Genomic DNA, 25,800 nt, shown 5'->3' with positions numbered 1-25,800 from the left:
TTCACCTCTTCCCTCTTCCCTCTTCCCTCTTCCCTCTTACTTCTTACCTCTTCCCTGCTCCCTGCTCCCTGCTCCCTGCTCCCTAAAAACCAGAAATTTGTACCTCACAAGTCGTAGAATTGCTATAAATAAATATCATGGCAATAGTATGCCTATACCCAACACACTAGAGAATACACCATAGAACCTAACCGCTTAAATGATTAAGTCTTCGCAAAGCTCCAATGATTACTAACTTACCGTATAATTTAGTTCTGGAACCATAAATTTCTACGTTAATCCTGCTGCCATCTTTACACTTACCAGGAAAGGTAAAGTAGAGATTTTTACCCTGACCCTGAAGACAATTAGTGATTCGATCATCGACAAATTTACGCTTGTCTTCTGCCACCACTTGTAGTAAAGATTGCCGAGAAATAAGTTCACCAAAGGAATAGCCAAAAATTTCGGCCATTTTGGGATTAACATATAGAAAATTACCTTTACTATAAATTATGTAAATTCCCAGGGAAGAGAAATTATCTGAACTCTCAGTGAGCTTATTTGTTGGGGATAAAACTGGAGATTTCTGAGGAGACTGTTGCCCTAGCTGTTGTTGTTGACTGTGGAGTTGAGCATTCTCTAAGATCAAAGCCATGGACTCAGCAGTCATTTCCATTAAACGGGCAGATTTAGAGCCAAAGTGTCCCGCCTGGGAATGCATTAGGGTGATAATGCCTAATAACCTCTTACCCCTGAGAATAGGTACAGCTAATACTGAGCGTACTTGATAGGGCTGATCAGGTAAGGTAAGCCAGCGGTCATCATCGATAGTGTCCTTTATCAGCCCAACTTCGCGATGGCGGCTAACCCAACCAGCTAAACCTTGGTCTAGAACCTGACCAATGATCTGCTTTTTATATCGTGGGAGGGTTGCACCGCGAGCTAGAATACTCTCAGTGACCACACCATCAGTATTGAGTAAAAACAGGCTACTCTCCTCTGCCTTAGTGAGGCGACCAGCAACGTGGAGTATATCTTGTAACAAAGCTCTAAGCATCAGGGAGCCAGAGGCTGTTTGCATTATGGTGCCATAGGTTTTAAATAGCTGATGTTGAGCACTGAAGACAATTCGTGTAGCTTTAAGTTGATCCACTTGTCGGCGCAGTGCTTTCAATTCCTGAATCAGCTGTTGTTTAGATTTATTCAGATCACTCATAGTTACCTCCATCAATCAGCCTGCGCCAATCCCACATTAGTCTACAGGCTTATAGCAAGTTGCGTTTCTGACGTTTAATTTACCTATGGGATCAGGAGGACTTGGGGGAATTTTCCGCTCTTCCCAATTCCTTTTTGTTTATTCTTTGACTGCAACTTGGTATCAGGTAATTGCGATCGGATAATGGGTATTTTCTCATCAACGGTTAGGTCAAAATAGTAACTGTAACTCGTCTTTCCCTATTTAACCTTGAGTTATCCTCGCTCTTCCCAATCTAAACCAGCTGCTGGTAATCAAACATCCTATGGTACCAACAACCAGCAGAAAAGTCTCTTCAACCGCACTCGTGCCAGTTTACAGCAAGCCTTGTCCTGGTACAGCAATTTTCATCGGTCCCAGGGGAATCCTGCTGATGTGGAAATGCAAGCCTTGCTGCAAACTGAATTAGAGGTTTTGCAGTCTAGCCTAGACAAACTTGACCAAGGATTGATTCGCATTGCCGCTTTTGGTTTGGTTAGTCGTGGTAAGTCAGCGGTAATTAATGCTTTGGTGGGACAAAAAATTCTTAAAACTGGTCCGATTCACGGTGTCACTCAATGGCCGAAGTCAGTACAGTGGACACCTAGCTCCGACAGTGAAGTCCTCTTGGAGTTAATTGATACGCCAGGATTGGACGAAATCCATGGGGAAGTCAAGGCGCAGATGGCGCGGGAGGTGGTATCCCAAGCCGATTTAATTTTATTTGTGGTGGCTGGTGATATCACTCGCACTGAATATCAAGCTCTTTGTGAATTGCGGCAAAGTCAAAAGCCTCTAATCTTGGTATTTAACAAAATTGACCTCTATCCAGAACAAGACCGGGAGGCAATTTATCAACAGTTGCAACAACTCGGTACCGGTAGTCCCAAGGATCGGCGTTTACAAAAGATGTTGTCAGCGGATGAGATTGTGCTAGTGGCAGCAGAACCAGCTTCTATGGAAGTACGGGTAGAGTGGCCTGATGGTAGAGTGACCTATGAATGGGAAACTCCACCTCCAAATGTGGATCAGCTCAAACAGAAAATTTTCAGTCTACTTAACCGAGAAGGGCGATCGCTTTTAGCCCTCAACGCTCTATTTCAAGCCCGCAATGCTCAGAATACTATTGCCAAAAAAGCCATTGAGTTACACAAAACTGAAGCAGAAGACTTAATCTGGCAGTTTGCTAAGTACAAAGCACTAGCAGTCGCCCTCAATCCGATTGGAATTTTAGATGTGTTAGGAGGTACTCTGACTGACTTGGTGATGATTCGTTCTCTAGCGCGGCTGTATGGTTTACCGATGACTAGCTATGAAGCAGGTAAGCTATGGCAAAAGATTTTGATCAGTTCTGGAGGGTTACTGCTAGGTGAACTGGGTACCAGTGTGCTTTTTGGTGTAGGTAAGAGTGCCTCAGTGGTTATCGGTCCGAGTGGCTTGGGTGCCTTTGCTGGGGCAGCAATTACCCAAGCTGGAATTGCAGGTTATGGGGCTTATGCTGTTGGTCAAGCGGCACAAGTTTATCTCGAACAAGGTTGCTCTTTCGGACCACTAGGAGCAAGTACCGTCATTAAAGAAATTCTAGACCGGGTGGAGCCAGATACTATTGTTTTTCGTCTGCGGCAAGAATTGGAAAGACAGCTAGGAGAGTGATAAAACTTAATTCCTTAACCTTTTCCATAATTTCACCTAAATTTTATACCTGGCAAGTTTTTTACCGGAGTCGTAGATTGGGCATGTGTAGATATTCAGTAGATATTCAAGAGAGAAAAATCACTGCCAGCCAATCGGGATTGAGGAGAACACTCATGTTCCAAAGACTAATTCAAGCCGCCATGCTCACTTTATTGCTTCACCTAATTGCAAACCTGACACAACCAGACACTCAGCAGCCTGCAAATTTGTCACCCTCAGACGTGAAACTTGTCTATGTCTTGAACTAGACCATCGGTCAGTGTTCCAAACGGATTTTTATGGGGGTTGTGGGCTGGTTGATTGCCCATGGTTCATTATCCACGGTTCATTATCCATGGTTCATTAGTTTTCATTAGTACTGTTGCAATGAACTATGAACCATGAATCTTAGAGGAGACTAAAAATGCTTAAGCAAATGCATTATCCCAAACATAATCGATCAAGGTTTTAGCCTCCTGTAGGGGTAACACTTGACAACGACCTTGGTTATCATAGGTCAGCAGAGGGATTGGACATCTACTCTCTTTTTCTAGGTTACCCTTAACAATTTTGCCCTGTATCTCTTCCAGGTTACGCAGGCAATTATGGATATCAAAGTCAATTTTGGTGTCAAATTTATCATCCATCCATGCTTCAATTTTGTCATCCAACTCTTTAGGGTTAAGCAGCTTTTTACTAGTTAATAAATGATAATAAACTAGAATAATTTCCTTACATTCTTCCTCTTCAGCGTCATCAATCAAAGACTTAAACACACCAGCATTAATGGCCAAATTTTTGAAGAAAAGGGTCTCGGTAACACTTTTTTGAAATTTAATCTGCTTATTTTGATAACTTGTGTACTGTTTAAAGGCAAATCCCCCGAAGGCGATCACCACAGATAAAGTAGTGAGCAGTACAGCCATAATATCATGGGATTTTTCCTGGTCAATTCTGAAGCTTTCGACTCCCATAGCGAACAAAATTATTCCCAAGATAAAGATAAGTTGGGGAAGAACTTTGACCAAAAGAGGAATGGCAGCTCCAATGGCAGGTAAACCAAATAATAGGCGGTCTTTCCAGGTCATTCCTATTTTAACATTTGGAAATAGGAATTCTAGATCAAATTTGGGAATATTGCCATAGAGATAAACATACATTTTACCGGGTACAAAGTTGAGAGTTTTGAGTTTTTTTGAATTTTTTGATTCAAAATAATTTTTATCTTTAAATTTAATCAATAAAACTACTCGTTCATAGATTTCAATGTTTTGTTCAGTTTTTTGTAAAAGTTTGTTAAAAAAATGAATTTTAGCTCTCTCTCCTCTACCATAGCAAACTATGTCCTCAAAGTCATCAAAATCTATATCAGTCTTTAGTTCAATCAATGAGTGTTCTGACACAGCCTGTTGTAGGAGATTTTTCGGTAAGGGAAAGTAATTGGCACTTTTCAGGAGAGTTGTCAAGGTCGATATCAATTTAGCTTCCCTCTCACTCTTCTGATCTGGAGTCAGTGCTTTGATAGACTTGGTGTCAGCATCAGGATTAAAAGGAGCAAAGTTATCTTTTAAATTCTCCAGGGTTTGATGGAACTTAAAATGATAATAGGCTGACAGAATTTCGCAGAAATCCCGAAACTTCTGGGCGTTGGTAGGGTCAAGTTTCCCATCTTGAAGACAAAGTTCGATCAGATCGGTTCGACGGTAAGGGATAAAGGCTTCCCGGTCTTGATATATAGCCATCATTGTGCCACTAAACTAAGCTGCTGTATAGTTCACGTTAAAATTATGTTGGTTAGAGAATGAGCACCGGTTAACTAACAAATCGATTGGAGCTATAGTAATCGAGTTACGAGCCAATCCTGGTAACGTAACAACTCGCCAGGACTAAAATTAAAATTTTTTTCTAATCAATCAGTTTTCTAGACTAGAACGTTCCGAAAAGTTGTTCAGTGTTAGGATTGGAATTGTTTAGGATTGCTTAAATGATGGGTCACTCCTATCATTACAACAAGCCACAACCGCCAGACCAGATTACTCTGATTTAGATTATTATCTAACCAGCTGAGCTGTTTCCAGCTTTTAGATGGGGAAGTTATTTCAGAATTGATAAAAGTAATTTGTTTACTTTTATTAAGTTGATGCAACCTTAATTGCTGACTCGGTTTTTTGATTCTGATCATTTTGCTAAAAACTTACCCTTTACCCCTAACCATGATCAAAGATGGCTACACCAACTAAGTCGGCTTAGTGGGGATGAAGGGGAAAGGTCGATCTGGATTTAAGTGATTAATTTATAGTAGAACCAAGGGTAACCAGCTTAAACAGCAACAACAAAAATCTTAAAAAAGCTTAATACCCGGTATTGATTGACAAATGAGGAAGATTATGCATAGAGAAATTTGAAGCGATAGCAATTTTTGAGCGCAATTTCTTAGACAGTGAGCGCTCACTCCCTTATTAGTCAAAAGAATTGAAGTTATTTAATAATAAATGTAAGCATTCAGCTATCAGCTATCAGCTATCAGCTATCAGCTATTAGCTATCAGCTATCAGCATATGCTTACCAATAATGTGCTGATACCGAGCCCGGTTAAATTCTTATAAGTCTTGGCTTTTCGTGACTTGAAAGTTGATCATTTTCAATTTTCAATTTTCAATTTTCAATTTTCAAGTCACAGCCATGGGCTCTACAGTATTAGAAGTGATTAACCGGACTTGGGATCAAGTCTTAGAATTTGAAGGTAGTTCTCAGAGCACCAATGAAGACATCCTCGTTATCACTGTCTCCAAAGGGAGCAGCAATCCAGATTAATCCGGGAGTAATCGAGATATTATCGTTTAACTGATACTTGTAGAAGCCTTCAAGATGAATGGCGGTATCATCATCACCACCAACATAAGGCTCAGAACCGGCAACTATACCAAGTAAGTTACCTTCTTTGCCAAAGTCTGGTAATGCCAATCCTAGACCGTAGTACCAAATCTCAGCATCACCGTTGCCACCAGAAGCTTGTTCAGCATCGGTGTAGCCGCCATAGGCATTAATTACTAAATTGGGAGAGAATCGAAAAGAGGCTTCTACGCCGTAGGAGTTAGTGTTTGCTGTGACATCTGCTCCATCACCAAAGGGTGCCCTGGAGTTTTCAGTTCCCACACCTGTATCAAAGATAGCGTTGCCATCATCAAAGTCATTGAAGTAGGCACGAACGTAGGTGAAGGCTAACTGAAAGCTGTCGCTAGGGGAAAATGTTAACTGACCTAAGGCAGAAAACTCACCATTGAATAAACCCTGACCTTCAGAGGGATCAAAGGAATTGCCACCAAAGTAACCTGCACTCAATACTACCGCATCGGCGAGGCTAAAGTTGATGCCTAGTCCACCACCTGCGCCTAAACCAATTTTATAGATGGGGCTAGATTCAGCATAGCTGGAAAGAACACCGCTAGCGCCAGTGAAGTCATCCAGGTAGGGGCTGACGGTGGGGACGAAATCTTGCCAAAGGGGAAAGGCAGCTGGCAGATAAACATCAATATTATCCCCAATCGGGAAGTAGTAGGCTAGCCAACCAATACCCAGGTCGTTACCGCTGTCAAAGCTGTAAGTAAAGGCACCTTGGTCTGTGCCATCAAAGGTAGCTGCATTACCGGCATCCAGACGGGTGTAGAGGGCATCTTTACCGGTGAAGCTGGAGACAAAGGCTAAACGTACCCGGTCTTGGAACACGACTTGGTTGTCACTGTCTTCACCAAAGGCGTTGGCAATAGAGAAGACCACTTCCCCTTCTAGCTTGGTGGTGGTAGAAAACTGATGGTCTTCTAAAAATGCCACCCGTCCTTCTAAGTTATCCACTCGTGCACCGAGAGTAGCCAATTCTGATTCAAACTCCTGAATCAGCCGTTGCAGGGTTTCTAAGTCTTCACGAGTGATAAAATCTGCGGTAGACGCAGCAATTAAACGCTCAATCTGGTTCAAGCAAGCATTTAAACCAGCGGCAAATTCATACCGGGTTGTGGCGCGATTCCCACGAAACGTGCGATTGGGATATCCTGCAATACAACCGTAGCGCTCTACCAAACTACGTAGCGCTTCATAAGCCCAGTCTCCAGGAGATACATCACGCAGTTGGGAAACACTGGTGACTTGACCCATGGAAGCTGAGTCTTGTTTACTCTGTTTGATCAGTTTATCAACCGACACCTGCTTTGATTGTGCAGGAATTTGCGACCGGTTTACTGAATCAATGATTTCTGAAACCTCTTGTGCGATCGCGACCTCAGATGCTGCCCATTGGGATACCAACATCAATGGACTCATCAGCAACATCGAGCGTAATTGTTTATTCATTTTTCTCACTCACACCTGTCATCAGTCTAATGGATGAAAGTAACAAAGCTCTGACCAGGTGTTTGTAGTCTTTGATACAAAATCTTACTTATATAGTTGACTCGTGACGGTACGCTGTCAGGACTTAGGGCAAGCTGCCCAGCAAACCCTATAACTAATAGCAATTCTTTACTTGTAAGCATATGCGCTACGCGCACGCTGCTTGAGGTGCCGTCAGCTATCAGCTAATGGGTTAGGTCAGATTTTATCTGGGCAAACTAATGACAAACTCGGCTCCCTGACCTGGTTCTGAAGCCACCTCAATTTTCCCCCGATGCTGGGTAATAATTTGGTAGCTAATGGCGAGACCCAAGCCAGTTCCCTGGCCTGGGTCTTTGGTAGTGAAAAATGGGTCAAATATCCGGTCTTTAATGGCTGCGGCAATCCCAGGGCCATTGTCAGCGATTCGGATAACTATCCAGTTTTGGTTAACTAGCTCCGTTTGAATCCGAATGGTGAAGACTGGGGATGGGCAAGATTCGACACTCTTGTGTTCTTTAGCCTTTTGTTCTATAGCATCCTTTTCTATGGCATCAAGGGCATTTTCCAAGATACTCAAAAATACCTGATTCAGTTGAGCTGGATAGCAATCCACCAAAGGTAAATCCCCATACTGCTTGATCAGCTCAATCCCTGGCTTGAGGCGGTTGCTGAGCAGAACGAGGGTATTGTCAATTCCTTCATGGATGTTAACCGGTTTGAGATCGGCTTCATCCAATCGGGAAAAATTCCTCATCGAAAGCACAATTTCACGAATGCGCTCAGCTCCCCCTTTCATGGAAGCGATGATTTTAGGCAAGTCTTGGGCCAAAAATTCCAGATCAATCTCTTCGAGCCGATTTTTAATCTCTGGGTCAGGGTTGGGATAATACTGCTGATAGAGTTCTACCACAGAGAGTAAATCCTCAATATAATCGCTGGCAAAGAAAAGATTGCCGTAGATAAAGTTAATCGGATTGTTCATTTCATGGGCAATACCAGCGACCATCGTACCCAAACTGGACATTTTTTCGTTTTGAATCAGCTGGATTTCCGTTTGCTGGAGTTCCTGGGTGTAGTCAGCCATACCATGAATCAGCTGATTGAGTGATTTTGCTAAGACACCCACTTCATCTCGGGTGGTGACTGGTGCTTGCAGGGTAAAGTTAGACTCCTGTTTGACCTGTTCGGTGATCTGAGTCAGGCTTTTGATTCGCTGTGCGATCGCATTACTGGTATGAATAGCTAATAAGATTGCGATCGCAACTGAGGCAATCATACTGCTGAGGATGATCCCAAAGCACAACTGATCAGCACGCTTAAGGGCGCTCAACCCTTGCTGCTGTTTTACTTGAGCTGCTCTAATCAACTGGTCTGACTTCTCAAAAAAGCGTTCTAGGGCAGTGGTTAATTCAGGATTGTTCTGTGGCAACAGTTGGGTTTGGGCGAGTTTAAGCTGATCATCAGGTGCGACCGGTGGCGAATCTAATTCGCCACGTAAGAGCGCACCTAACAACAGGGATTGAATGAGAGTGTTGTAGGAATCAATAATGATCCTGTAGGTCTTCACTAAATCCAGTAACTGATTGGTATTAATATGAGCACAGGTCTCAAACTCTCTGACAAACCCTTCCCCTTCCAACAGCAGTTGTTGAGCATGGTCAATTTTCTCTTGAACCAGCTGTAGGTCTTCCAAGGAAAGCGCACCTAAGTAGGCATAGGAACGTAAGTCTAAAATCGCGATTTGTAAATTCTTCAGCAGATGTTCTTGTTTTTGGGAACGAGTGAGTTCAGCTAGTGCTGCCTTTTGGTAATGCTGGCCAATCCCTAATCCAGTCGTTGTTCCCAAAATTGCCAAAGCAATGGAGAGTGCATAGCCAACAAAAACTTTCTGCCGAATGCTCGCACTGGCTAGGAATTGATTGATCCAGCTGATTCTGGATGCCCTTGAGTTAAGGTGACATCCAGTGTGAAATCCTTGGAAATTCTCCCCTGACAAAGCTTAAATCTCGCCAAATGTTAGCCGATGAGTCGAAGCGTGTTTATTAATACACCAACCTTAGGTGCGACCCGAAGGTGGGACCCGAAGGTGGGCGCCCACCAAAGCGCGAATTTAATTCGCCAACGGAAAGCGCACCTAATTGTGAATCTGTACACTGAGTTACAAGACAACCGTAAGTTTATAAGTTGAGCAATAAAACATGAATAGATGATGCCTAATGACTTCAACATGCTATTTTTAGGCAAAACTATGCTTTTTTCGACGTTATTTAACCATAGTAACAGATACTGGCTTCGCTTGCTCTCTCTTGCTTTTGTAAGGGAGGTTTTGCTTATCCAGACTGTAAAGAGTTCATTAACAGAATGTGAATACTTAATGGTCACCATGGGTAGATCTGATTCAAAAAAAATGTTAAAAAATGTTAAAAAATGTCAATCTTTCATGAACTACTGGAAAGTTTAGGTTTTTTGTATCCTAATTAACAGTTTACTTGCCATCGTAGGTCTAACATCACACCCTAGCTTCGCAATTTTTTCAATGAGGCTACAGCCAAATTTGGTAGAGGATGGTACGAAAGTATGGTAAGTGGATTAGGACGACGTAAATTTCTGCTTTATAGCTCGGCGGCATTGGGAACCAGTCTTCTGTTGAAGGCTTGCGCTGACCCCGAGGCTACTTCAGAGGCTAGTGCTGGTGGGGAAGACACGATCAAAGTGGGTATTCTCCACTCCCTGACTGGCACCATGGCAATTAGTGAGACTACTGTGGTGGAAGCTGAAAAGCTTGCTATCAAGGAGATTAATGACGCCGGGGGAGTATTAGGCAAGAAAATTGTGCCTATTGTTGAGGATGGTGCGTCTGACTGGCCAACCTTTGCTGAGAAAGCTGCCAAACTGATTGATAAGGATCAAGTCGTTACTATTTTTGGTTGCTGGACATCCGCTAGCCGTAAGGCTGTGCTACCAGTGTTTGAATCCAAAGACCATATGCTTTGGTATCCTGTGCAGTACGAAGGGCAGGAATGTTCCAAGAATATTTTCTACACAGGTGCTGCACCAAATCAGCAGATTGAGCCAGCAGTAGAGTGGTTGCTGAAAAACAAGGGCAAAAAGTTTTTCTTAGTGGGCTCGGATTATGTTTTCCCTCGCACCGCTAACACGATTATTAAGGAGCAACTCAAAGCCCTGGGTGGAGAGACCGTGGGCGAAGATTACCTTCCCCTTGGTAATACAGAAGTTACCCCGATCATTTCTAAGATTAAAGCCGCCCTACCAAATGGTGGCGTAATCTTCAACAGTCTCAACGGGGATAGTAATGTCGCCTTCTTCAAACAACTCAAAGGTGCTGGACTGACTCCAGACAAATATCCCACGATGTCGGTGAGTATTGCGGAAGAGGAAGTCCGGCAGATTGGTCCAGAATTTCTAATTGGTCACTATGCCGCCTGGAACTACTTCCAATCTGTCGATAGCCTTGACAATAAGCAGTTTGTGGAAGCCTTCAAAGCGGAGTATGGCGAAGACCGGGTAACCAACGACCCCATGGAAGCCGCTTACATTATGGTTTACCTATGGAAGCAGGCGGTAGAGAAAGCTGGAACTACTGACCTAGAGCCTGTGCGCAAAGCTGCTATCGGTGAAAAATTTGGCGCACCAGAAGGACCAGTAGAGATGTATCCGAATCATCACATTTCCAAGACAGTGCGCATTGGTGAAATCCAAGCCGATGGTCAGTTCAAAATTGTCTCATCCACACCTAAACCCGTTCCTCCCATCCCCTGGAATCAATATGTAGCGGAAACGAAAGGGTATGGGTGTGACTGGACTGATCCCAATAAGGGAGGAAAGTACAAAAAGGAGAAAGCATAAGTTATCAAGGATGAATTATGACCTATGAAGTAAACTACTTAGCATTTAAAATCGAGTTTTGTTAGTTGAGTGTTGAGTGCTTAATGTAAACTTCAAAAACAGAAAAATAAAGTAGTTTTCACCATTCATAATTCATCCTGCATAATTAACCATTCATAATTCATCCTTCATAATTCAGAGTTAATTATTAAATTGTGCTGCCACTTTTAGAAGGAATTTTTAACGGGATTAGTATTGGCTCAGTGCTACTGATTGCTGCCCTAGGACTAGCGGTTGTCTTTGGACTGATGGGCGTGATTAATCTTGCTCACGGCGAGTTAATGATGTTGGGCGCTTATACAACCTATGTTGTCCAAAATACCTTTAAAGCCTTTTTGGGCGATTCGTTGTTTAATGTCTATATCTTTTTTGCCCTGCCCATGGCTTTTCTGGTGGCAGCATTGGTAGGACTGGTATTGGAGAGGGGGGTCATTCGTTATCTATATGGGCGACCGTTGGAAACTCTTCTCGCTACTTGGGGGGTAAGTTTGATATTGCGGCAGTTTGTCCGCAGTGTAAATTGGGTATTGGTGATTGGGATTGGGGTATTTTGCCTACTGTTTTTTGGGTCAAGGTGGGTGATAAGCCGTCGTTTAGATTGGCAGAGAATTCGCAATTGGGCGATGGCTTTGATGGTATTCTTATCTCTAGGAATTGCCATCGTAACCGGGGTGTTGTTAGGACAAACGGGTCAACGGGGAATTACTCGACCTTGGTTTAGTGCCAGAAATGTAGACGTGACTCCACCAGCATGGCTTCAAGGGGGATTTCCGATTGGTAACTTCCAATTGCCCTATGCCCGGATCTTTATCATTATTTTGACGATTATTTGTCTATTGGGAACCTACTGGTTCTTAAATCGCTCCAGTTGGGGATTACGGATTCGAGCTGTTACCCAAAATCGCAATATGAGTGCTTGCTTAGGTATCCCAACACAAACGGTAGATGCCTTAACATTTGCCCTAGGTTCTGGTTTAGCTGGTGTAGCAGGTTGTGCGATTACATTACTAGGTTCTGTTGGTCCCAATACTGGTCAAAATTATATCGTCGATACCTTTATGGTGGTGGTGGTTGGCGGTGTCGGAAACTTACTGGGAAGCATTTTAGCAGCCCTAGCAATTGGTACACTGACCTATCTGATTGGTTCTGGAAGCATAGCCTTTATGTTGATGCCAGTAGAGTTCCTGAAACCGGTAACGGACTTCTTTACCTTTTTTGCGACCACCAGTATGGCAAAAGTTATGGTCTTCGCTTTAATTATTACCTTTTTACAAGTGAGACCTTCAGGAATATTCCCACAAAAAGGACGCACGGCAGAATTATAGCGTTTCTCGTACTTATGAGGTGCAGTCAAATTTAGTCCCGCGATTCCTTACTCCCGATTCCCTACTCCCTACTCCCTACTCCCTACTCCCTTTTCTAACGTACCTAACCAAATTGAGAACTGCTATAGTTGTTATTTTCATAAATTATGACGTATGTATCTAGAACAAAAGCCATTAAAAAGCAGCGGCGACGAAAGTTAATTATAGAAATAGTAGCAATCGTAGGAATTGCTCTAGTTTTCGCGTTATTAATGCCAGCGATTTTGCCGGATTTTCGCCTCAAGCTGTTGGGGCGTTTTTTGTCATTATCTATTGTAGCGATTGGAATTGACCTGATTTGGGGGTATACCGGACTGCTGAGTCTAGGACATGGTATATTTTTTGCGTTGGGGGGCTATGGCTTTGCTATGCACCTCAAACTGCAATTACCAGAAGGAGAAATACCGGAATTCTTCACCCTATATGGGGTAAAGGAACTGCCATTCTTCTGGCAGCCATTTTATTCGTTTCCTTTCACCCTAATTGCTATTGTTTTAATTCCCAGTATCGTGGCAGGATTGCTGGGTTATCTGGTATTTCGTAACCGGATTAAAGGGGTTTATTTCTCGATTTTAACCCAAGCCGCACTGCTGGTTTTATTCAATTTTTTCAATGGACAGCAAAAGCTAATTAATGGTACTAATGGGTTGAAAACTGATACCGAAACCCTGTTTGGGATGTTAGTAAGTTCCAAACAAGCTCAGTTAGCTTTCTACGAAATTAGTATCCTGTGTGTGGTTGTGATCTACTTATTGTCCCGTTGGTTAACCAGTGGACGCTTTGGTCGGTTGTTAATTGCCATACGGGATGATGAGAATCGGGTGCGTTTCTCTGGCTACGATCCTACCGGATTCAAAGTCCTGGTATTTGCGGTTTCTGGGGGAATCGCTGGAGTGGCTGGGGCGCTTTATACCGTACAATCAGGGATTGTTACCCCCAGCTATATGGAAGTAGCTTTTTCCATTGAGATGGTGATTTGGGTGGCTGTGGGAGGACGAGCAACTCTAGTCGGAGCAATTCTGGGTACTTTATTAGTCAGACTAGCTCAAACCTTGTTGAGTGAGCAATTTCCTGAAGTTTGGCTATTTTTCCAGGGCGCACTGTTCCTAATTGTAGTGACAGTACTGCCGAATGGTATTGTCGGCTGGTTGCGAGACGAGGGAATTGAACAAATGCGATCGCTTTTTGGTGCCGAAAAACCAGTGATAACAACTTACCCCAGCCTAGAAAAAGACCCGGTAGTCCAACGGGAAAAAGAAGAGATTACTCGTTAAGCTGGTCTTCATTTCCATTGTATGGTTATCAGAACAAGGGAGCAGGGAGCAGGGAGCAGGGAGCAGGGAGCAGGGAGCAGGGAGCAGGGAGCAGGGAGCAGGGGCTCACAGGGGTAAGTTTTTTACATTTGGGTCGGGAGTCGGGAGTCGGGAGCGGTGCGACCCGTGGCGAATTTAATTCGCCTACGGAAAGCGCACCGAGGGAGTCGCAACTCTCCCCGCGCCCGGGCTGCACACTTCCTAAACATCCCTTCTTTTTTAGAAATATGAGATGCACCCCACAGGATTTTTTCCCTACTCCCGATTACCGATTCCCAATTCCCGATTCCCGATTCCCGATTCCCGATTCCCGATTCCCTACTCCCTACTCCCTACTCCCTACTCCCTACTCCCTAAAATCCAGGACTTTTTACCTAACCCAATTGATAACTTCTAATGAACTCAAAAATTCTTGAAATTGATCACTTAACCGTAAGTTTTGATGGCTTCAAAGCAATTAACCAGTTTAACTTTAGTATGGATGCTGGGGAATTGCGAGTGATGATTGGTCCTAATGGTGCTGGTAAAACTACCTTTCTGGATGTGGTGACTGGGAAAGTACAGCCAACGGAGGGACGGGTGTTGTTTAAGGGACAGGATTTGCGAGGCTTATCGGAACACCAAATCTCCCGCTTCGGCATTGGTCGAAAATTTCAGACACCACGAGTCTACCTAAATCTAACGGTTCGAGAAAACTTAGATTTAGCTTGCAATCGTGATAAAAATGTCTTTTCCACCCTGTTTGGACGTACATTACCCGGGGAAAAACGGACAGTAGCTGGTTTGCTGCAAACCATTGGTTTAGTGGAAAAAGCGAATTTACTGGCCGAGTTACTCTCCCATGGCGAAAAACAGCGGTTAGAGATTGGGATGTTAGTGGCTCAGGCTCCGGATTTATTACTAGTAGATGAACCGGTGGCTGGTTTAACCGATGAAGAGACAGAAAATGTAGGAGATTTGCTGTTAGCTCTAGCCAAGAGTCATTCGATTATTGTGATTGAACACGATATGGAATTCGTGCGCCAGATTGCTCGTAAAGTAACGGTGTTACATCAGGGTTCAGTGTTGTGTGAAGGCACAATGGATCAAGTCCAAAATGACCCCAGGGTGATTGAAGTGTATTTAGGACAAAAGCCATCGATTACAGCAGAGCAAATGAAAATGCTACGGATTGTGTCTGCTATGGCTTGGTCTGATGGTAATCTGGCACGAGAAGAAGTTGATGTGATGATATCTCGCTTTAGCCAAGTGTTTGCGACAGATGCAGAACAACAGCAACAATTGCGACAAGAATTACAGAATTATTTAGCACTTAATGTTCCTATCGAAGAGTTGACTACTGAAATAGAAAGTATTGAAGAACGAAAACTAATCGTGAAGCTGGCTTATGAAGTGATTAAATCAAGTTCCCGTACACCTACCGAACCAAAGATTAACGACGCTGAAGCAGCAGCTTACCAAAACTTAGTGAACTTGTTGAATGTGCCAGCAGAAGTGGTAAAAAGCTTGGAAGCAGAAGTAGGAGAAGGGTAAAGGGTAAAGTGTTATAGCATTTAAGGCAATAGGTAATAGGCAATAGGCAATAGGCAATAGGCAATAGGCAATAGGTAATAGGCAATAGGCAATAGGCAAAAGGCAATAGGCAATAGTTAATCCACTATATCGGGATTTTTGTGATTCCCGATTCCCAATTCCCGATTCCCGATTCCCGATTCCCGATTCCCGATTCCCGATTCCCGATTCCCGATTCTAAATTCTAAATTCTAAAAAACTCTTATGCTGCAAATTTCCAATTTAAATGTCTACTACGGTGAAAGCCACATTCTCAGAAATGTAGATTTGAATGTACCAGCAGGACAAATGGTTTGCCTGATTGGACGGAATGGTGTGGGCAAAACTACTCTACTCAAAACGATTATGGGATTACTCAAACCCCGCACTGGCACCATTACCTTTGCTGGTCAACCCCTGACTAAACTATCGACGGATAAACGAGCCAGATTAGGGATTGGCTATGTTCCCCAGGGGAGGGAGATTATCCCTCGGGTAACGGTGAAAGAGAATCTGTTGCTGGGTTTAGAAGCACGTCGAGGGGGTAGAAAGGCTGAAGACGATATCCTAGACACTATCTTTGAGCTGTTTCCAGTCTTAAAATCAATGTTGTCCCGGATGGGTGGTGACTTGAGTGGTGGACAACAGCAACAATTAGCGATCGCACGGGCATTAATGGGACGTCCTCAGTTATTAGTGTTAGACGAACCCACCGAAGGGATTCAACCGTCGATTATTTTGGAAATTGAAGCGGCTGTGCGCCGGATTATTAAAACCACTGGGATTTCCGTGCTCTTGGTGGAGCAGCATCTACATTTTGTCCGACAAGCTGACCGCTACTATGCCATGCAGAAGGGTGGAATTGTGGCATCCGGGGCAACTAGTGAACTTAGTCAGGATGTTATTCAGCAATTCTTAGCGGTTTGAATCGTTACATAGCGGTTTTTAATTTGGTGAGGTACAGAGTTTCTGGTTTTAGGGAACAGCGGATCTGGGAACAGGGAACAGGGAAGATTAACCCAACCCTAAGCCCTCCCAGGAGGGGAAGAGGGAACAGGTAAAAAAACTGTGTACCTCATTATGGCAAAAACCGCTATAGATATTATATACAATATATTACAATACTACTGTATTGACTTATATAGCGTTTCTAGGACTCATGAGGTACACAGAATTGTTTGACAATTGGCTCTTGCCTTCCCCTCCTGGGAGGGGTTAGGGGTGGGTTTCTCTTACCTGCTCCCTGCTCCCTGCTCCCTGCTCCCTAAAACCCAGATATTTGTACCTCACAAGTCGTAGAATTGCTATAACTTATGTCTAACAATCCTTATTACAATCTTAGTGTTGATGACCAAACGATCATCATCAAGATTGATAAGACAGCAATTGATTATCAGCAACTGACCCAACTCCTCAACTATCTTGAACTCAACTCAATCAGCCAGCGCAGTCAATTCACAGAAGAGGTGGCGGCTGAATTAGCTGATGAGATTGACTCTACGGTTTGGTCTAAGGTTAAATCTAAACTTGATAAGTAGTAAATTGTGATCGGACAAAACCAAGCAGTTATAGTTGATACCAACATTTTGTTCTCAGCATTACTCAGAGACAAATCCCGTTTTAGTGAGTTACTACTCGATTCAAATTATAACTTTTTTATCTGTGAGCAGGTGCTGGTAGCAGGAAGTTCGGCGTTGCTGATTATGGGTATGGTTTTGCCCCCCTAGCCCCCCAATTTTGGGGGGAATAAGACGTTCAAAGTCCCCCAAAGTTGGGGGATTTAGGGGGCTTTAACAAAACCAGATGATCGCGAATTCATTCCTTAATTCAGCAACGCCGGAAGTTCAGCCACGGTTCATCTCGCGCTCTAGATCGTCAAAGTCAACAGCAAAGACATCAATTTGTTCGCGGGCTAGGGCGGCAAGAAAGTCCCTACGGTTTAACCCAGCCACGGAGGCTGCTTTTTCCATGGAGATTTCCCGCTTTTGATACCAGTAGATAGCAGCAGCAAGCCGCATTTCCTGCACAAATTCTTCTGGGGGAAGGCGACGGGCACTAAAAACGTCTTCAGGTAAGTTAATTGTGACTTCTGACATTAGTTATGTGCTAAAATTTGCTATTATTGAAAGGGTGCATCTCATTTTTGCCGTTTGACCAGATGGTGCGTTACGGGAGGGATTATCCTAACACTACAATCATGGCTCCCCCGTCCCTAACGCACCCTACGAACTTGATAAGTATAGTAGTTTTTAGTTTAATGAGGTACACAGGATTTTTTCCCTCTTGCCTCTTGCCTCTTGCCTTTTACCTGCTCCCTGCTCCCTGCTCCCTGCTCCCTACTCCCTAAAAAAATGTACCTCGCCTAATTTAAAACCGCTTTAATTGAATAAAAATGGCTTTACCAGAACGTTTTGTTAAGATAATAAGAGAAGCAAAAGAGAAGCAGCTTAAACAGTTAAATTTAAGCCGTATTTTTTTGTCGTACGATGGTGACCAGTTAACTGAAATTATAACTGAAGTTTTTCAGTTATCACAGTTGGAAGTATTGTATTTAAGCGGAAATCAATTAACAACAGTCCCAGAATCCATCGGAAAGCTTACTAACTTAACCCAGCTTAATTTAAGCGGAAATCAATTAACAACAGTCCCAGAATCCATCGGAAAGCTTACTAACTTAACCCAGCTTAATTTAAGCGGAAATCAATTAAAAACAGTCCCAGAATCCATCGGAAACCTTACCAAATTAACCCAGCTTAATTTAAGCGGAAATCAATTAAAAACAGTCCCAGAATCCATCGGAAACCTTACCAAATTAACCCAGCTTAATTTAAGAGAAAATCAATTAAAAACAGTCCCAGAATTCATCGGAAAGCTTACCAAATTAACCCAGCTTGATTTATACAATAATCAATTGAAAATAGTCCCAGAATCCATCGGAAAGCTTACCAAATTAACCCAGCTTGATTTAAGCGGAAATCGATTAACAACAGTCCCATAATTCATCGGAAAGCTTAGCAACTTAACCCAGCTTGATTTAAGCTACAATCCCATTGAAACTCTACCAATAGAAATTGTAAAAAATGGTATTGAAGCAATCAGAGATTATTTCCGACAACTGAAAGAAGGAAAAGATTATATCTATGAAGCAAAACTCCTCATTGTCGGTGAAGCAGGTGCTGGAAAAACAACACTAGCAAAAAAGATAGAGAACCCAAACTATCAATTACATAAAAACGAAGAATCTACAGAAGGAATTGACATTATTCAATGGGAATTTCCACTGGAGAACGGTCGAGACTTTCGGGTTAATATCTGGGACTTTGGGGGACAAGAAATTTATCACGCCACCCATCAATTCTTCCTGACCAAACGTTCCCTTTACGCCCTAGTGGCAGATACCAGGAAAGAAGACACAGATTTCTACTACTGGCTGAATATAGTAGAACTATTAAGCGACAACAGTCCTCTATTAATTATCAAAAATGAGAAACAAGATCGTCATAGAGAAATAAACGAACGCGCCTTACGGGGACAGTTTACCAATTTGAAAGAAACCCTAGCAACAAACCTAGCGACTAACCGAGGTTTAGAGGATATTCTTACCCAAATTGAATTTTATATTAGCAACCTCCCCCACATCAAAGAAGCAGCTTTACCTAGAACATGGAAACAAGTCAGAGAAGCTTTAGAAGAAGATAGCCGTAATCACATCAGTCTGGATGAATATCTAAGGATCTGCTCAAATAATGGGTTTACTTTATACAACGATAAATTACAGTTAAGCGGGTACCTACACGATCTGGGAGTGTGTTTGCATTTTCAAGATGACCCTCTATTAAAGAAAACGGTGATTCTCAAACCGGAATGGGGGACTTATGCTGTCTATAAAGTGCTGGATAACGATGACGTTATTCGCAATCTAGGTTGCTTTAACCGCGCTGATTTAGAAAAAATTTGGTCTGAAGAAAACTATGCTTATATGCAGGATGAACTGCTACAATTGATGATAAAGTTTAAACTTTGCTATCTAATCCCTGGGAGGAAAGATAGCTACATCGCGCCACAACTACTAACGTTAAATCAACCTGAGTATGATTGGGATGAATCTGACAATCTAATTCTCCGCTATACCTATGATTTCATGCCCAAAGGTATTATAACTCGGTTTATTGTGATAATGCATAAGTGGATTTACCAGCAGCAATATGTGTGGAGAAGTGGGGTTATTTTAAACAAAGAGAACACCAAAGCAGAAGTAATTGAAGATTACGAACAGCGAGAAATTAAAATTAGAGTTACTGGTAGACATAAACGAGACTTGTTGACTACTGTTACTTACGAACTAGATCAGATCCATGATTCTTATAACCGATTGAGGTGTAGTAAGTTAATCCCCTGTAATTGTTCTAGTTGTAAAAACAGTCAAAATCCTCATTTCTATGAATTTGATAAATTAAGAGAGCGGATTGCTTATCGTAAGAATACGATTGAATGTGGTAGTCCTCCCTATAATACAGTTGAAGTATTACGTTTAATTGATGATGTGATAGGTTTAAAGCAGTTCAAGAAAGATGAACAACCAGATATCTATCGACAGCCAAACAAAGCTGATAGATCTATTACTATTAATAATAATATTAATGCTACAGGGAGGAACACTGTGTCTGAAAAAAGCGAAATCAAGATTGGAGACGGGAATACTGGAATAGTAGCAGGAGGTAGAGAGTCTAAAAACAATACTATCAACGCTACCGTCAATGAGTCACCAACAGAGAAGAAATGGAATCTCTCAAATAAACTTGCTCTGATCGGCATAATAGCGACCTTATTTGTAGGATTAGGGGCATGGCTGTTTGGCGGACTTCTTAATGAAAAGGTAATGGAATGGTTTAGTCCAGATCCAGGAACACAACAAGAGCAACAAAATTAATCGTAGGGTGGGCAGTGTCTAGTAACGGACTTTTTAAGGTGTTTTCTATTCAGCACTGCCCACCCTACTTAGTCATAGTTTACTTCTGACTTATGACTTCTGACTTATGACTTGCGCGTAGCGCTATATCTGGTCTTAGCTGTCCGGTAAAAGAAGCCCCACGTCCGAACTGAAAGTCGGCGTGGGATGAATTTTACACAGAGTCTTTCGGTATAGGGAAGCGAGCTATCAAGCTTCTAAGTAATTCCGAGCAAGTCATTCCTCTCCGGTCAGCTTCTTGCTTGAGTTGCTTTTTATCAAAACTAGTCAATCTGATCATTAAGTTTTTATCTTTTATTACGCCTTGACATTTGTGAATACGTTTGCTATCCTAATAATAGGTCGAAAAACCGGATACGGCAACAATGAGATCAGCGTACCAGTATCGGTTAAGACTAACCAAGTCACAGGAAGCAGAAATAGAAAGATGGCTTGATATGCTGCGGCACCAATACAACTATCTATTGGCTGATAGATTCAACTGGTACAAACAAAATCGCTGTTCTATTAACGCTTGTCCTCTTGTTTGTTATCTACCAGATTTAAGGAATAATCCAGACTATTTTTCTCAAAAAAAGACTCTCCCCCAGTTGAAGAGGGACAGACCTTGGTACAGTGTAGTTCAATCCCAAGTCCTCCAAGACTGTGTCAAAAGAGTCGATCTAGCTTTTAAACGGTTTCTCAAAGGGGATAGCAATGGCAAAAAGAGCGGGAGACCTCGCTTTAAAAGTAAAAATAGATATAAGTCATTTACTTTTCCCTCTCTATCAAAAATCCCAATAAATGGCAACATTTTAACTCTCCCAAAATTTGGAAAAGTTAAAATTATTTACCATAGACCTATCCCAGAAGGTTTTAAGATTAAGACAGCCACTATCACTCGAAAGGCTGATGGCTATTATGTTACGCTGTCAATCCAAGATGATACTGTGCCAAATGTTATTCCAGTAGATAGCGTTAAAAACCCTATTGGAATAGACATGGGTCTCAAGTCTTTTCTGGTTAAGTCTGATGGCTCAGAGGTACCAATTCCTCAGTATTATCGAAAGGCTCACAAACGATTAAAGAAAATCCAGAAAGCTGTCAGCAGATCCAAGAATGGGAGTAATAATAGAAGGAAAGCTGTCACTAAATTAGGGAAGGCTCACAAAAAAGTAGCTGATACCAGGAAGGATTTTCACTTTAAAACCGCAAAAGGTTTACTAGATGTTCACGTTCGCGTAGCGTCGCCTTCGGCGAATCTGGTAGCTCATGAGAAACTCAATATCAAAAGTCTAGCCAAGACCAAAATGGCAAAATCAGTTTTAGATGCTGGGTGGGGTCAATTCCTCTCAATTCTATCAGTCAAAGCCGTTCGCGTAGCGTGGCCTACGGCCTTGAATGCTGGACTGGTAACGAAAGCAGTGAATCCCCGAAATACTAGCCAGAACTGTTCTAACTGCGGCAAAAAAGTGCCGAAAAAACTAAAAGACCGCACTCATTCTTGTCCTCATTGTGGTTATGTAGCTGACAGAGATGTAAATGCGGCAATTAATGTATTAAATTTGGCGGTGGGGCATTCCGTCAGCAGTAAAGCTTACCGAGTAACCGAACCGTTGGGTGGTGTTGGTAAGAAGCCTACACTGAACCTGAAAAGGTCAGTGTAGGAGTATGTCACAATGATCCTCTTCTAAATCCACGCTTACCTCGACGTGAGCCCATTTCTTGACGAATTTGTTGGCGCTGTTCGTCGGTGAGAATACCCATCATCTCTTCCCGTGCTGACTTTTTAATCTCCCGGATGTCGTCTCGCTGCTCTTGAGAGAGATTCATACTTTCCATCTCTTCTCGTACTGACTTTTTAATTTCTCGGATTTCGTCTCGCTGCTCTTGAGAAAGATTCGTAGCCTCTTTTGCGTCTCGTAGTTGACCGCGTAGTGTTTTTATAGTTTCAAATTGCTCTTGTTGCTGGGGAGTGAGAATATCCTCAATTTCAGAGTATGTATTGTTACGGATGTTTTCAATCTGCTGTTCCTGCTGGTCAGTGAGGTTAAGTTTGGAGAAAGATCGATGCATTTTGTGGGCATTAGCTGCCATGGGAAAACTAGTGAGGGTAATGGCTGCAAGACCTGCAAATAGGGAAAAGTGCTTGATATTCATGGTGTTCACCCTTTAGCTATTTCTAAGTGTTTTGATGTATAGCAATTCTACGACTTGTGAGGTACAAATTTCTGGTTTTTAGGGAGCAGGGAGCAGGGAGCAGGGAGCAGGGAAGAGGTAAGAAGTAAGAGGGAAGAGGGAAGAGGGAAGAGGGAAGAGGTGAAAAATAATGTGTACCTCATGAGTCCTAGAAACGCTATAAGCTGATTTCTGTGTGATGTCTCTATCCTAAAAACAGGGAGGGTGAAACAACATGAGGCAATAGACCTGAATTCTTCTAGGACTTTAGTCCTGGGCTAGATCTGACCAATGGGTCTTGCATTACCTTTGATACATGGATTATACTGATCAGATAAAAATACTAACGCTGTTGCCTCTCGATACCATTGAGCGAGAATGGGAACGCACGGGCATTAATGGGACGTCCTCAGCTATAGCGCTACGCCCAAGGCAAGAGGCAAGAGTCAAGAGGCAAAAGTTTACTACAACAGCGTTTCAGGTTTTATCAATGTCAAACACCTTAATGCGTAGTGCTATATTAGTGTTAGACGAACCTACCGAAGGCATTCAACCGTCGATTATTTTGGAAATTGAAGCGGCTCGCATTTTGCATCAACAGAGACTTGGAAGAAAATTTAGATGTACCTGAGGCTTACTAGCAAAAGCTATATCCGGTTCCCTTGGGTTAAACTCAATACTTTTGTTCCAAGACTGGCTGAATCTTTTGCCACAACCACTCGGGCATCGTATGGTGGTTTTCATAGACTTGAGAATAGTTTTTCTCGATTGCTGAGAAATATTGTTTTACATGCTCTTCTCCTTTTTGTCTCAACGGATTCAGAACTTCTTGTTCAAACAAATCCATTGCCCGACCTTTGACTCCCCTGAGATAGAGCTTGTAAAAATACCACTGGGTTTCCTCGGGAAGCCCTACGCACTCCCAGGCAATGTACCCGTTCAGGCCGAGCAAATCTTCCCAAATAGGTACGTTTTCTTCCATTTCCAACAGATTGTTGCCAAAAGCTTGAACCGTTTTGCTCACATCCCCATAGGCGCAAAAACCGGCAAAGACGTAGCAACATTTTTCACATCTGCAACACCAAGGCTTTTGTACATTGCACGAATTTGTCCCATAAGGTAGCTGGTTGTCAAGCCCAAAGAGCAGGTCAAAGATTTTGATATCATGGATGGGTTTGGTCAGGCTTACCATATTAACTCCCTCAAACATCCGTGCTATGAGCTTGGAGATTGTCTGATGAAAGGTAAAACTTTTAGTCCATTGGTGGGCGATCGCTTCCCCTGATTCCGGCTCAATCAGATTGGGTGCATCAGCGCTCTTCTCGTGTCCCAATGCCAAAAGGGGAATACCATGTACAATTTGAACCGGTATCATAGCCATTGTGGTCAGCAGCGTTTCTCCCGCTTCCGAGCGAAAGCGATTGTTCCCGAAATAATCCTTTGCCCTCGCAATGATATTCGTTCTGCTTAACCGATTTTCCAGCCACGGGTAATACTGATCATAAAAGTAAACACCGTGTTTATTTGTAAATTTTAGATGGCTCGTTACCTGCTCGAACAATGTTTCTTGGCCCACATCCTCCCCATAAATATCGTGGAAGTAGGTTACAATGTCGTAGTTAATCCCGGCAGCTTCCAAAATCCGGCTGCACAACAGACTGTCTTTACCCGAGCCAGACCCTAAAATAATCTTTGCTTTACCGTCAACCTTGGCAGCGGACCACAGTGGATAACTTGCGTCTTTCCCTAGTTCTGAAGCTGTGACTACAAACTCGGGAAACTTGTAACTCAATTGTCCCACTTGATAGCGATGCTGACTCCAGTGTCCAACCATGACAACCTTGAGGAATTCCAGCAGTTCCTGATCTATGTAGCGGCTGTACTTTGTAAAATTTAATCGTCTCGGAAGTAACGGACCAAATCGCACAGAGCAAATCACTGCTAGAACCACTGCAAAACGTTTAGTTTCTTCTGGCGACTTTAAGGCTGGATCGGTAAACTCGACGGAATTGTAACGGATGGAACAGCGAATATTTTCGCCTTCAATGCTATAGATAAACTCGATTGTATCTTTGCCAACCAACACCTCCTCTAATGCAATTTCTTCTACAAAGAAGTCATTGAATTGGTCACAATCTATCCGACTCTTTTGTGCTACTAGCATTATTGCTCCATTTTTAGTGTTATAAAATCCCTTTAAGTCTACCGCTCGGTCCCAACCGACCGATATTTGGGCTATTCGATAGCTAGCTTTATAGGATACTAGACCGCTTACGCCCGATGATGGCTACATACTCTAGGGGACGTCCATCGGTATAAAATCGGTGTCGGTAGGGTTGTATCTGAACCACCTCAAAAATGTTTGTATCTGTTACCCAAGGGTGCTGCTGCTGAAATCCCGTCTCAGTATCATCTTTCCAGAAATACTGAGCTACGTTGAAGGCAATCCATCCATCAGGGGCAATCTGATTATATACTACACTCAAAGCATCCGCCGGAACATGACCATTACTCAGAGCGGAGCAACAAATCAGGCAGTTAAACCCTCGACGACTTAATGCCTCCTTAGTGGTTTCGGTTAAATTAGCCAAATCCCCCACATGGTAATCCTCGTAAACCCCAGGATACTGACGTTGAGCAGCTTCTGCTGCTTGGGGAATAATGTCAATCCCCACAATTGATTTGACCCCCAAGTCAGCTAGAGTTTTGGCAACCAAGCCACTTCCTGCACCCATATCTAGCACCACCATATCTTCAACCGTGCCGCCAGCTTGGGTAAATTGTTCAACCAGTAAAGAAGTCAGCACAATATGGGATTGGCTGTCCAACTTTTCCATCAGATGCTCGTACAAATAGGGAATTTGGTACACATCAACATAGTCGTGTAACCGGAGCTTGCGTTTCGTTCCATTTTGGTTTAACCAAAAGTATTCTTCATGGATCGGTAAATTGCGAGCACTATCGATTTCTGGTAGTTTTATCTCAAAATCAACGTTTTGCATATCTGTTTCTAGTGTCTATAGTTGCTTAGGATTTGCTACCCAAAATTCGTTCACTTTCCCAGGTCAATTGACTTCATGATTCTATCTTTATCTACCACGTCATTCGGATAATTGTGAAGGGCAAAATTAGTTAAGCTTTGATTAAAACCAACGGTTAGCGATCGCAATTGTATAGCTAAGACATTGCTTTCGGTGAAGATATGGATTCCCGGTCAATTTAGATGCTTAAGGCAGTCAATTGCTGGGTTCGCAAAGCTTCTGCGATTGCCTCATCTATGGC

Annotated in this window: 22 protein-coding genes and 2 pseudogenes; 14 read left to right on the top strand and 10 right to left on the bottom strand. The window is 42.8% G+C overall.

Going from position 1 to position 25,800, the window contains the following annotated elements; genetic code table 11:
* The coding region (locus tag F6J99_RS08450) for a hypothetical protein (protein ID WP_293112547.1) at window positions 1-184 on the top strand (184 nt) is incomplete at its 5' end.
* Window positions 185-187: 3 nt separating this feature from the next.
* On the opposite strand, the gene F6J99_RS08445 is transcribed toward F6J99_RS08450, so the two are convergent.
* The gene (locus tag F6J99_RS08445) at window positions 188-1,198 is read right to left on the bottom strand and encodes a PAS domain S-box protein (protein ID WP_293112546.1); all 1,011 of its coding nucleotides are present in this window, start codon (window positions 1,196-1,198) and stop codon (window positions 188-190) included.
* A 249-nt stretch (window positions 1,199-1,447) separates the two neighbouring features.
* On the opposite strand from F6J99_RS08445, the gene F6J99_RS08440 reads away from it, so the two are divergent.
* Window positions 1,448-2,869: a GTP-binding protein gene (locus tag F6J99_RS08440; protein ID WP_293112545.1), complete on the top strand. Its 1,422-nt coding sequence runs from the start codon at window positions 1,448-1,450 to the stop codon at window positions 2,867-2,869.
* 449 nt (window positions 2,870-3,318) lie between these two features.
* Here the strand turns inward: F6J99_RS08440 and F6J99_RS08435 are convergent, their stop codons facing one another.
* The 3 genes from F6J99_RS08435 to F6J99_RS08425 all read right to left on the bottom strand — a co-directional run bounded on the left by F6J99_RS08435 (window position 3,319) and on the right by F6J99_RS08425 (window position 9,254).
* Window positions 3,319-4,635, bottom strand: a complete 1,317-nt coding sequence (locus F6J99_RS08435; RefSeq protein ID WP_365972883.1) for a TMEM143 family protein — start codon at window positions 4,633-4,635, stop codon at window positions 3,319-3,321.
* A gap of 985 nt (window positions 4,636-5,620) precedes the next feature.
* On the bottom strand, window positions 5,621-7,237 hold the full coding sequence (locus tag F6J99_RS08430) for an iron uptake porin (protein WP_293112544.1): 1,617 nt from the start codon (window positions 7,235-7,237) through the stop codon (window positions 5,621-5,623).
* Window positions 7,238-7,481: 244 nt separating this feature from the next.
* Window positions 7,482-9,254 carry an ATP-binding protein gene (locus F6J99_RS08425; RefSeq protein ID WP_293112543.1) on the bottom strand — a complete coding sequence of 591 codons (1,773 nt, stop codon included), beginning with the start codon at window positions 9,252-9,254 and terminating at the stop codon, window positions 7,482-7,484.
* A gap of 581 nt (window positions 9,255-9,835) precedes the next feature.
* Here F6J99_RS08425 and urtA point away from each other — a divergent pair.
* The 4 genes from urtA to urtC all read left to right on the top strand — a co-directional run bounded on the left by urtA (window position 9,836) and on the right by urtC (window position 13,802).
* Window positions 9,836-11,125: an urea ABC transporter substrate-binding protein gene (gene urtA, locus F6J99_RS08420; RefSeq protein WP_293112542.1), complete on the top strand. Its 1,290-nt coding sequence runs from the start codon at window positions 9,836-9,838 to the stop codon at window positions 11,123-11,125.
* A 194-nt stretch (window positions 11,126-11,319) separates the two neighbouring features.
* Window positions 11,320-12,489: a branched-chain amino acid ABC transporter permease gene (locus F6J99_RS08415; protein ID WP_070392553.1), complete on the top strand. Its 1,170-nt coding sequence runs from the start codon at window positions 11,320-11,322 to the stop codon at window positions 12,487-12,489.
* 19 nt (window positions 12,490-12,508) lie between these two features.
* Window positions 12,509-12,652, top strand: coding sequence for a hypothetical protein (locus F6J99_RS08410; protein ID WP_293112541.1), 144 nt, complete (start codon window positions 12,509-12,511; stop codon window positions 12,650-12,652).
* The gene (gene urtC, locus F6J99_RS08405) at window positions 12,636-13,802 is read left to right on the top strand and encodes an urea ABC transporter permease subunit UrtC (RefSeq protein ID WP_293112540.1); all 1,167 of its coding nucleotides are present in this window, start codon (window positions 12,636-12,638) and stop codon (window positions 13,800-13,802) included. The genes F6J99_RS08410 and urtC overlap by 17 nt, the downstream gene beginning before the upstream one ends.
* A 28-nt stretch (window positions 13,803-13,830) precedes the next feature.
* On the opposite strand, the gene F6J99_RS08400 is transcribed toward urtC, so the two are convergent.
* Window positions 13,831-14,037, bottom strand: a complete 207-nt coding sequence (locus F6J99_RS08400; RefSeq protein ID WP_293112539.1) for a hypothetical protein — start codon at window positions 14,035-14,037, stop codon at window positions 13,831-13,833.
* 36 nt (window positions 14,038-14,073) lie between these two features.
* Between F6J99_RS08400 and F6J99_RS08395 the strand changes: the two genes are divergently transcribed.
* The 4 genes and pseudogenes from F6J99_RS08395 (at window position 14,074) to F6J99_RS08380 (ending at window position 16,930) form a co-directional block, all read left to right on the top strand.
* Complete coding sequence (locus F6J99_RS08395; RefSeq protein ID WP_293112538.1) at window positions 14,074-14,238, top strand: hypothetical protein; 165 nt, start codon at window positions 14,074-14,076, stop codon at window positions 14,236-14,238.
* A pseudogene (urtD, locus tag F6J99_RS45485) lies at window positions 14,238-14,975 on the top strand (urea ABC transporter ATP-binding protein UrtD); the annotation flags it as partial. The gene F6J99_RS08395 and the pseudogene urtD, both read left to right, overlap by 1 nt.
* A 642-nt stretch (window positions 14,976-15,617) precedes the next feature.
* Window positions 15,618-16,319 (top strand): urea ABC transporter ATP-binding subunit UrtE, encoded by a 702-nt coding sequence (gene urtE, locus F6J99_RS08385; protein ID WP_293044592.1) that lies wholly within the window; start codon window positions 15,618-15,620, stop codon window positions 16,317-16,319.
* Window positions 16,320-16,705: 386 nt separating this feature from the next.
* Window positions 16,706-16,930 (top strand): hypothetical protein, encoded by a 225-nt coding sequence (locus F6J99_RS08380; RefSeq protein WP_293112536.1) that lies wholly within the window; start codon window positions 16,706-16,708, stop codon window positions 16,928-16,930.
* A 306-nt stretch (window positions 16,931-17,236) separates the two neighbouring features.
* On the opposite strand, the gene F6J99_RS08375 is transcribed toward F6J99_RS08380, so the two are convergent.
* Window positions 17,237-17,488, bottom strand: a complete 252-nt coding sequence (locus F6J99_RS08375) for a UPF0175 family protein (RefSeq protein ID WP_293112535.1) — start codon at window positions 17,486-17,488, stop codon at window positions 17,237-17,239.
* A 296-nt stretch (window positions 17,489-17,784) separates the two neighbouring features.
* Here F6J99_RS08375 and F6J99_RS08370 point away from each other — a divergent pair, with 296 nt between their 5' ends.
* The 3 genes from F6J99_RS08370 to F6J99_RS08360 all read left to right on the top strand — a co-directional run bounded on the left by F6J99_RS08370 (window position 17,785) and on the right by F6J99_RS08360 (window position 22,007).
* Window positions 17,785-18,390 (top strand): leucine-rich repeat domain-containing protein, encoded by a 606-nt coding sequence (locus tag F6J99_RS08370; RefSeq protein ID WP_293112534.1) that lies wholly within the window; start codon window positions 17,785-17,787, stop codon window positions 18,388-18,390.
* A gap of 3 nt (window positions 18,391-18,393) precedes the next feature.
* Window positions 18,394-20,322: a COR domain-containing protein gene (locus F6J99_RS08365; RefSeq protein ID WP_365972886.1), complete on the top strand. Its 1,929-nt coding sequence runs from the start codon at window positions 18,394-18,396 to the stop codon at window positions 20,320-20,322.
* Window positions 20,323-20,726: 404 nt separating this feature from the next.
* On the top strand, window positions 20,727-22,007 hold the full coding sequence (locus tag F6J99_RS08360) for a transposase (protein WP_293112533.1): 1,281 nt from the start codon (window positions 20,727-20,729) through the stop codon (window positions 22,005-22,007).
* 7 nt (window positions 22,008-22,014) lie between these two features.
* Here the strand turns inward: F6J99_RS08360 and F6J99_RS08355 are convergent, their stop codons facing one another.
* Both F6J99_RS08355 and F6J99_RS08350 read right to left on the bottom strand, forming a co-directional pair.
* Window positions 22,015-22,500 carry a hypothetical protein gene (locus F6J99_RS08355; RefSeq protein ID WP_293112532.1) on the bottom strand — a complete coding sequence of 162 codons (486 nt, stop codon included), beginning with the start codon at window positions 22,498-22,500 and terminating at the stop codon, window positions 22,015-22,017.
* Window positions 22,501-22,547: 47 nt separating this feature from the next.
* Window positions 22,548-22,682 (bottom strand): hypothetical protein, encoded by a 135-nt coding sequence (locus F6J99_RS08350; protein WP_293112531.1) that lies wholly within the window; start codon window positions 22,680-22,682, stop codon window positions 22,548-22,550.
* A gap of 314 nt (window positions 22,683-22,996) precedes the next feature.
* Here F6J99_RS08350 and F6J99_RS08345 point away from each other — a divergent pair.
* Window positions 22,997-23,101: pseudogene (locus tag F6J99_RS08345) on the top strand (ABC transporter ATP-binding protein); the annotation flags it as partial.
* A 90-nt stretch (window positions 23,102-23,191) separates the two neighbouring features.
* On the opposite strand, the gene F6J99_RS08340 reads toward F6J99_RS08345, so the two are convergent.
* Together F6J99_RS08340 and F6J99_RS08335 are read right to left on the bottom strand one after the other, a co-directional pair.
* Window positions 23,192-24,682, bottom strand: coding sequence for a hypothetical protein (locus F6J99_RS08340; protein ID WP_293112530.1), 1,491 nt, complete (start codon window positions 24,680-24,682; stop codon window positions 23,192-23,194).
* Between the two features lie 88 nt (window positions 24,683-24,770).
* Window positions 24,771-25,520: a class I SAM-dependent methyltransferase gene (locus F6J99_RS08335; RefSeq protein WP_293112529.1), complete on the bottom strand. Its 750-nt coding sequence runs from the start codon at window positions 25,518-25,520 to the stop codon at window positions 24,771-24,773.
* Window positions 25,521-25,800 lie beyond the last annotated feature (280 nt).

The sequence above is a fragment of the Moorena sp. SIO4G3 genome, assembly GCF_010692305.1.
GTDB classification, from domain to species: Bacteria; Cyanobacteriota; Cyanobacteriia; order Cyanobacteriales; family Coleofasciculaceae; genus Moorena; species Moorena producens_A.
This window is presented reverse-complemented; position numbering and strand designations above follow the sequence as displayed.

What these genes read in the sequence shown, in the direction of transcription:
- F6J99_RS08445 (WP_293112546.1), bottom strand. Translation starts at nt 1,198, where the DNA reads ATGAGTGATCTGAATAAATCTAAACAACAGCTGATTCAGGAATTGAAA.
- F6J99_RS08435 (WP_365972883.1), bottom strand. Translation starts at nt 4,635, where the DNA reads ATGATGGCTATATATCAAGACCGGGAAGCCTTTATCCCTTACCGTCGA.
- F6J99_RS08430 (WP_293112544.1), bottom strand. Translation starts at nt 7,237, where the DNA reads ATGAATAAACAATTACGCTCGATGTTGCTGATGAGTCCATTGATGTTG.
- urtA (WP_293112542.1), top strand. Translation starts at nt 9,836, where the DNA reads ATGGTAAGTGGATTAGGACGACGTAAATTTCTGCTTTATAGCTCGGCG.
- urtC (WP_293112540.1), top strand. Translation starts at nt 12,636, where the DNA reads ATGACGTATGTATCTAGAACAAAAGCCATTAAAAAGCAGCGGCGACGA.
- F6J99_RS08395 (WP_293112538.1), top strand. Translation starts at nt 14,074, where the DNA reads ATGCACCCCACAGGATTTTTTCCCTACTCCCGATTACCGATTCCCAAT.
- urtE (WP_293044592.1), top strand. Translation starts at nt 15,618, where the DNA reads ATGCTGCAAATTTCCAATTTAAATGTCTACTACGGTGAAAGCCACATT.
- F6J99_RS08380 (WP_293112536.1), top strand. Translation starts at nt 16,706, where the DNA reads ATGTCTAACAATCCTTATTACAATCTTAGTGTTGATGACCAAACGATC.
- F6J99_RS08375 (WP_293112535.1), bottom strand. Translation starts at nt 17,488, where the DNA reads ATGTCAGAAGTCACAATTAACTTACCTGAAGACGTTTTTAGTGCCCGT.
- F6J99_RS08370 (WP_293112534.1), top strand. Translation starts at nt 17,785, where the DNA reads ATGGCTTTACCAGAACGTTTTGTTAAGATAATAAGAGAAGCAAAAGAG.
- F6J99_RS08360 (WP_293112533.1), top strand. Translation starts at nt 20,727, where the DNA reads ATGAGATCAGCGTACCAGTATCGGTTAAGACTAACCAAGTCACAGGAA.
- F6J99_RS08355 (WP_293112532.1), bottom strand. Translation starts at nt 22,500, where the DNA reads ATGAATATCAAGCACTTTTCCCTATTTGCAGGTCTTGCAGCCATTACC.
- F6J99_RS08350 (WP_293112531.1), bottom strand. Translation starts at nt 22,682, where the DNA reads ATGAGGTACACATTATTTTTCACCTCTTCCCTCTTCCCTCTTCCCTCT.
- F6J99_RS08340 (WP_293112530.1), bottom strand. Translation starts at nt 24,682, where the DNA reads ATGCTAGTAGCACAAAAGAGTCGGATAGATTGTGACCAATTCAATGAC.
- F6J99_RS08335 (WP_293112529.1), bottom strand. Translation starts at nt 25,520, where the DNA reads ATGCAAAACGTTGATTTTGAGATAAAACTACCAGAAATCGATAGTGCT.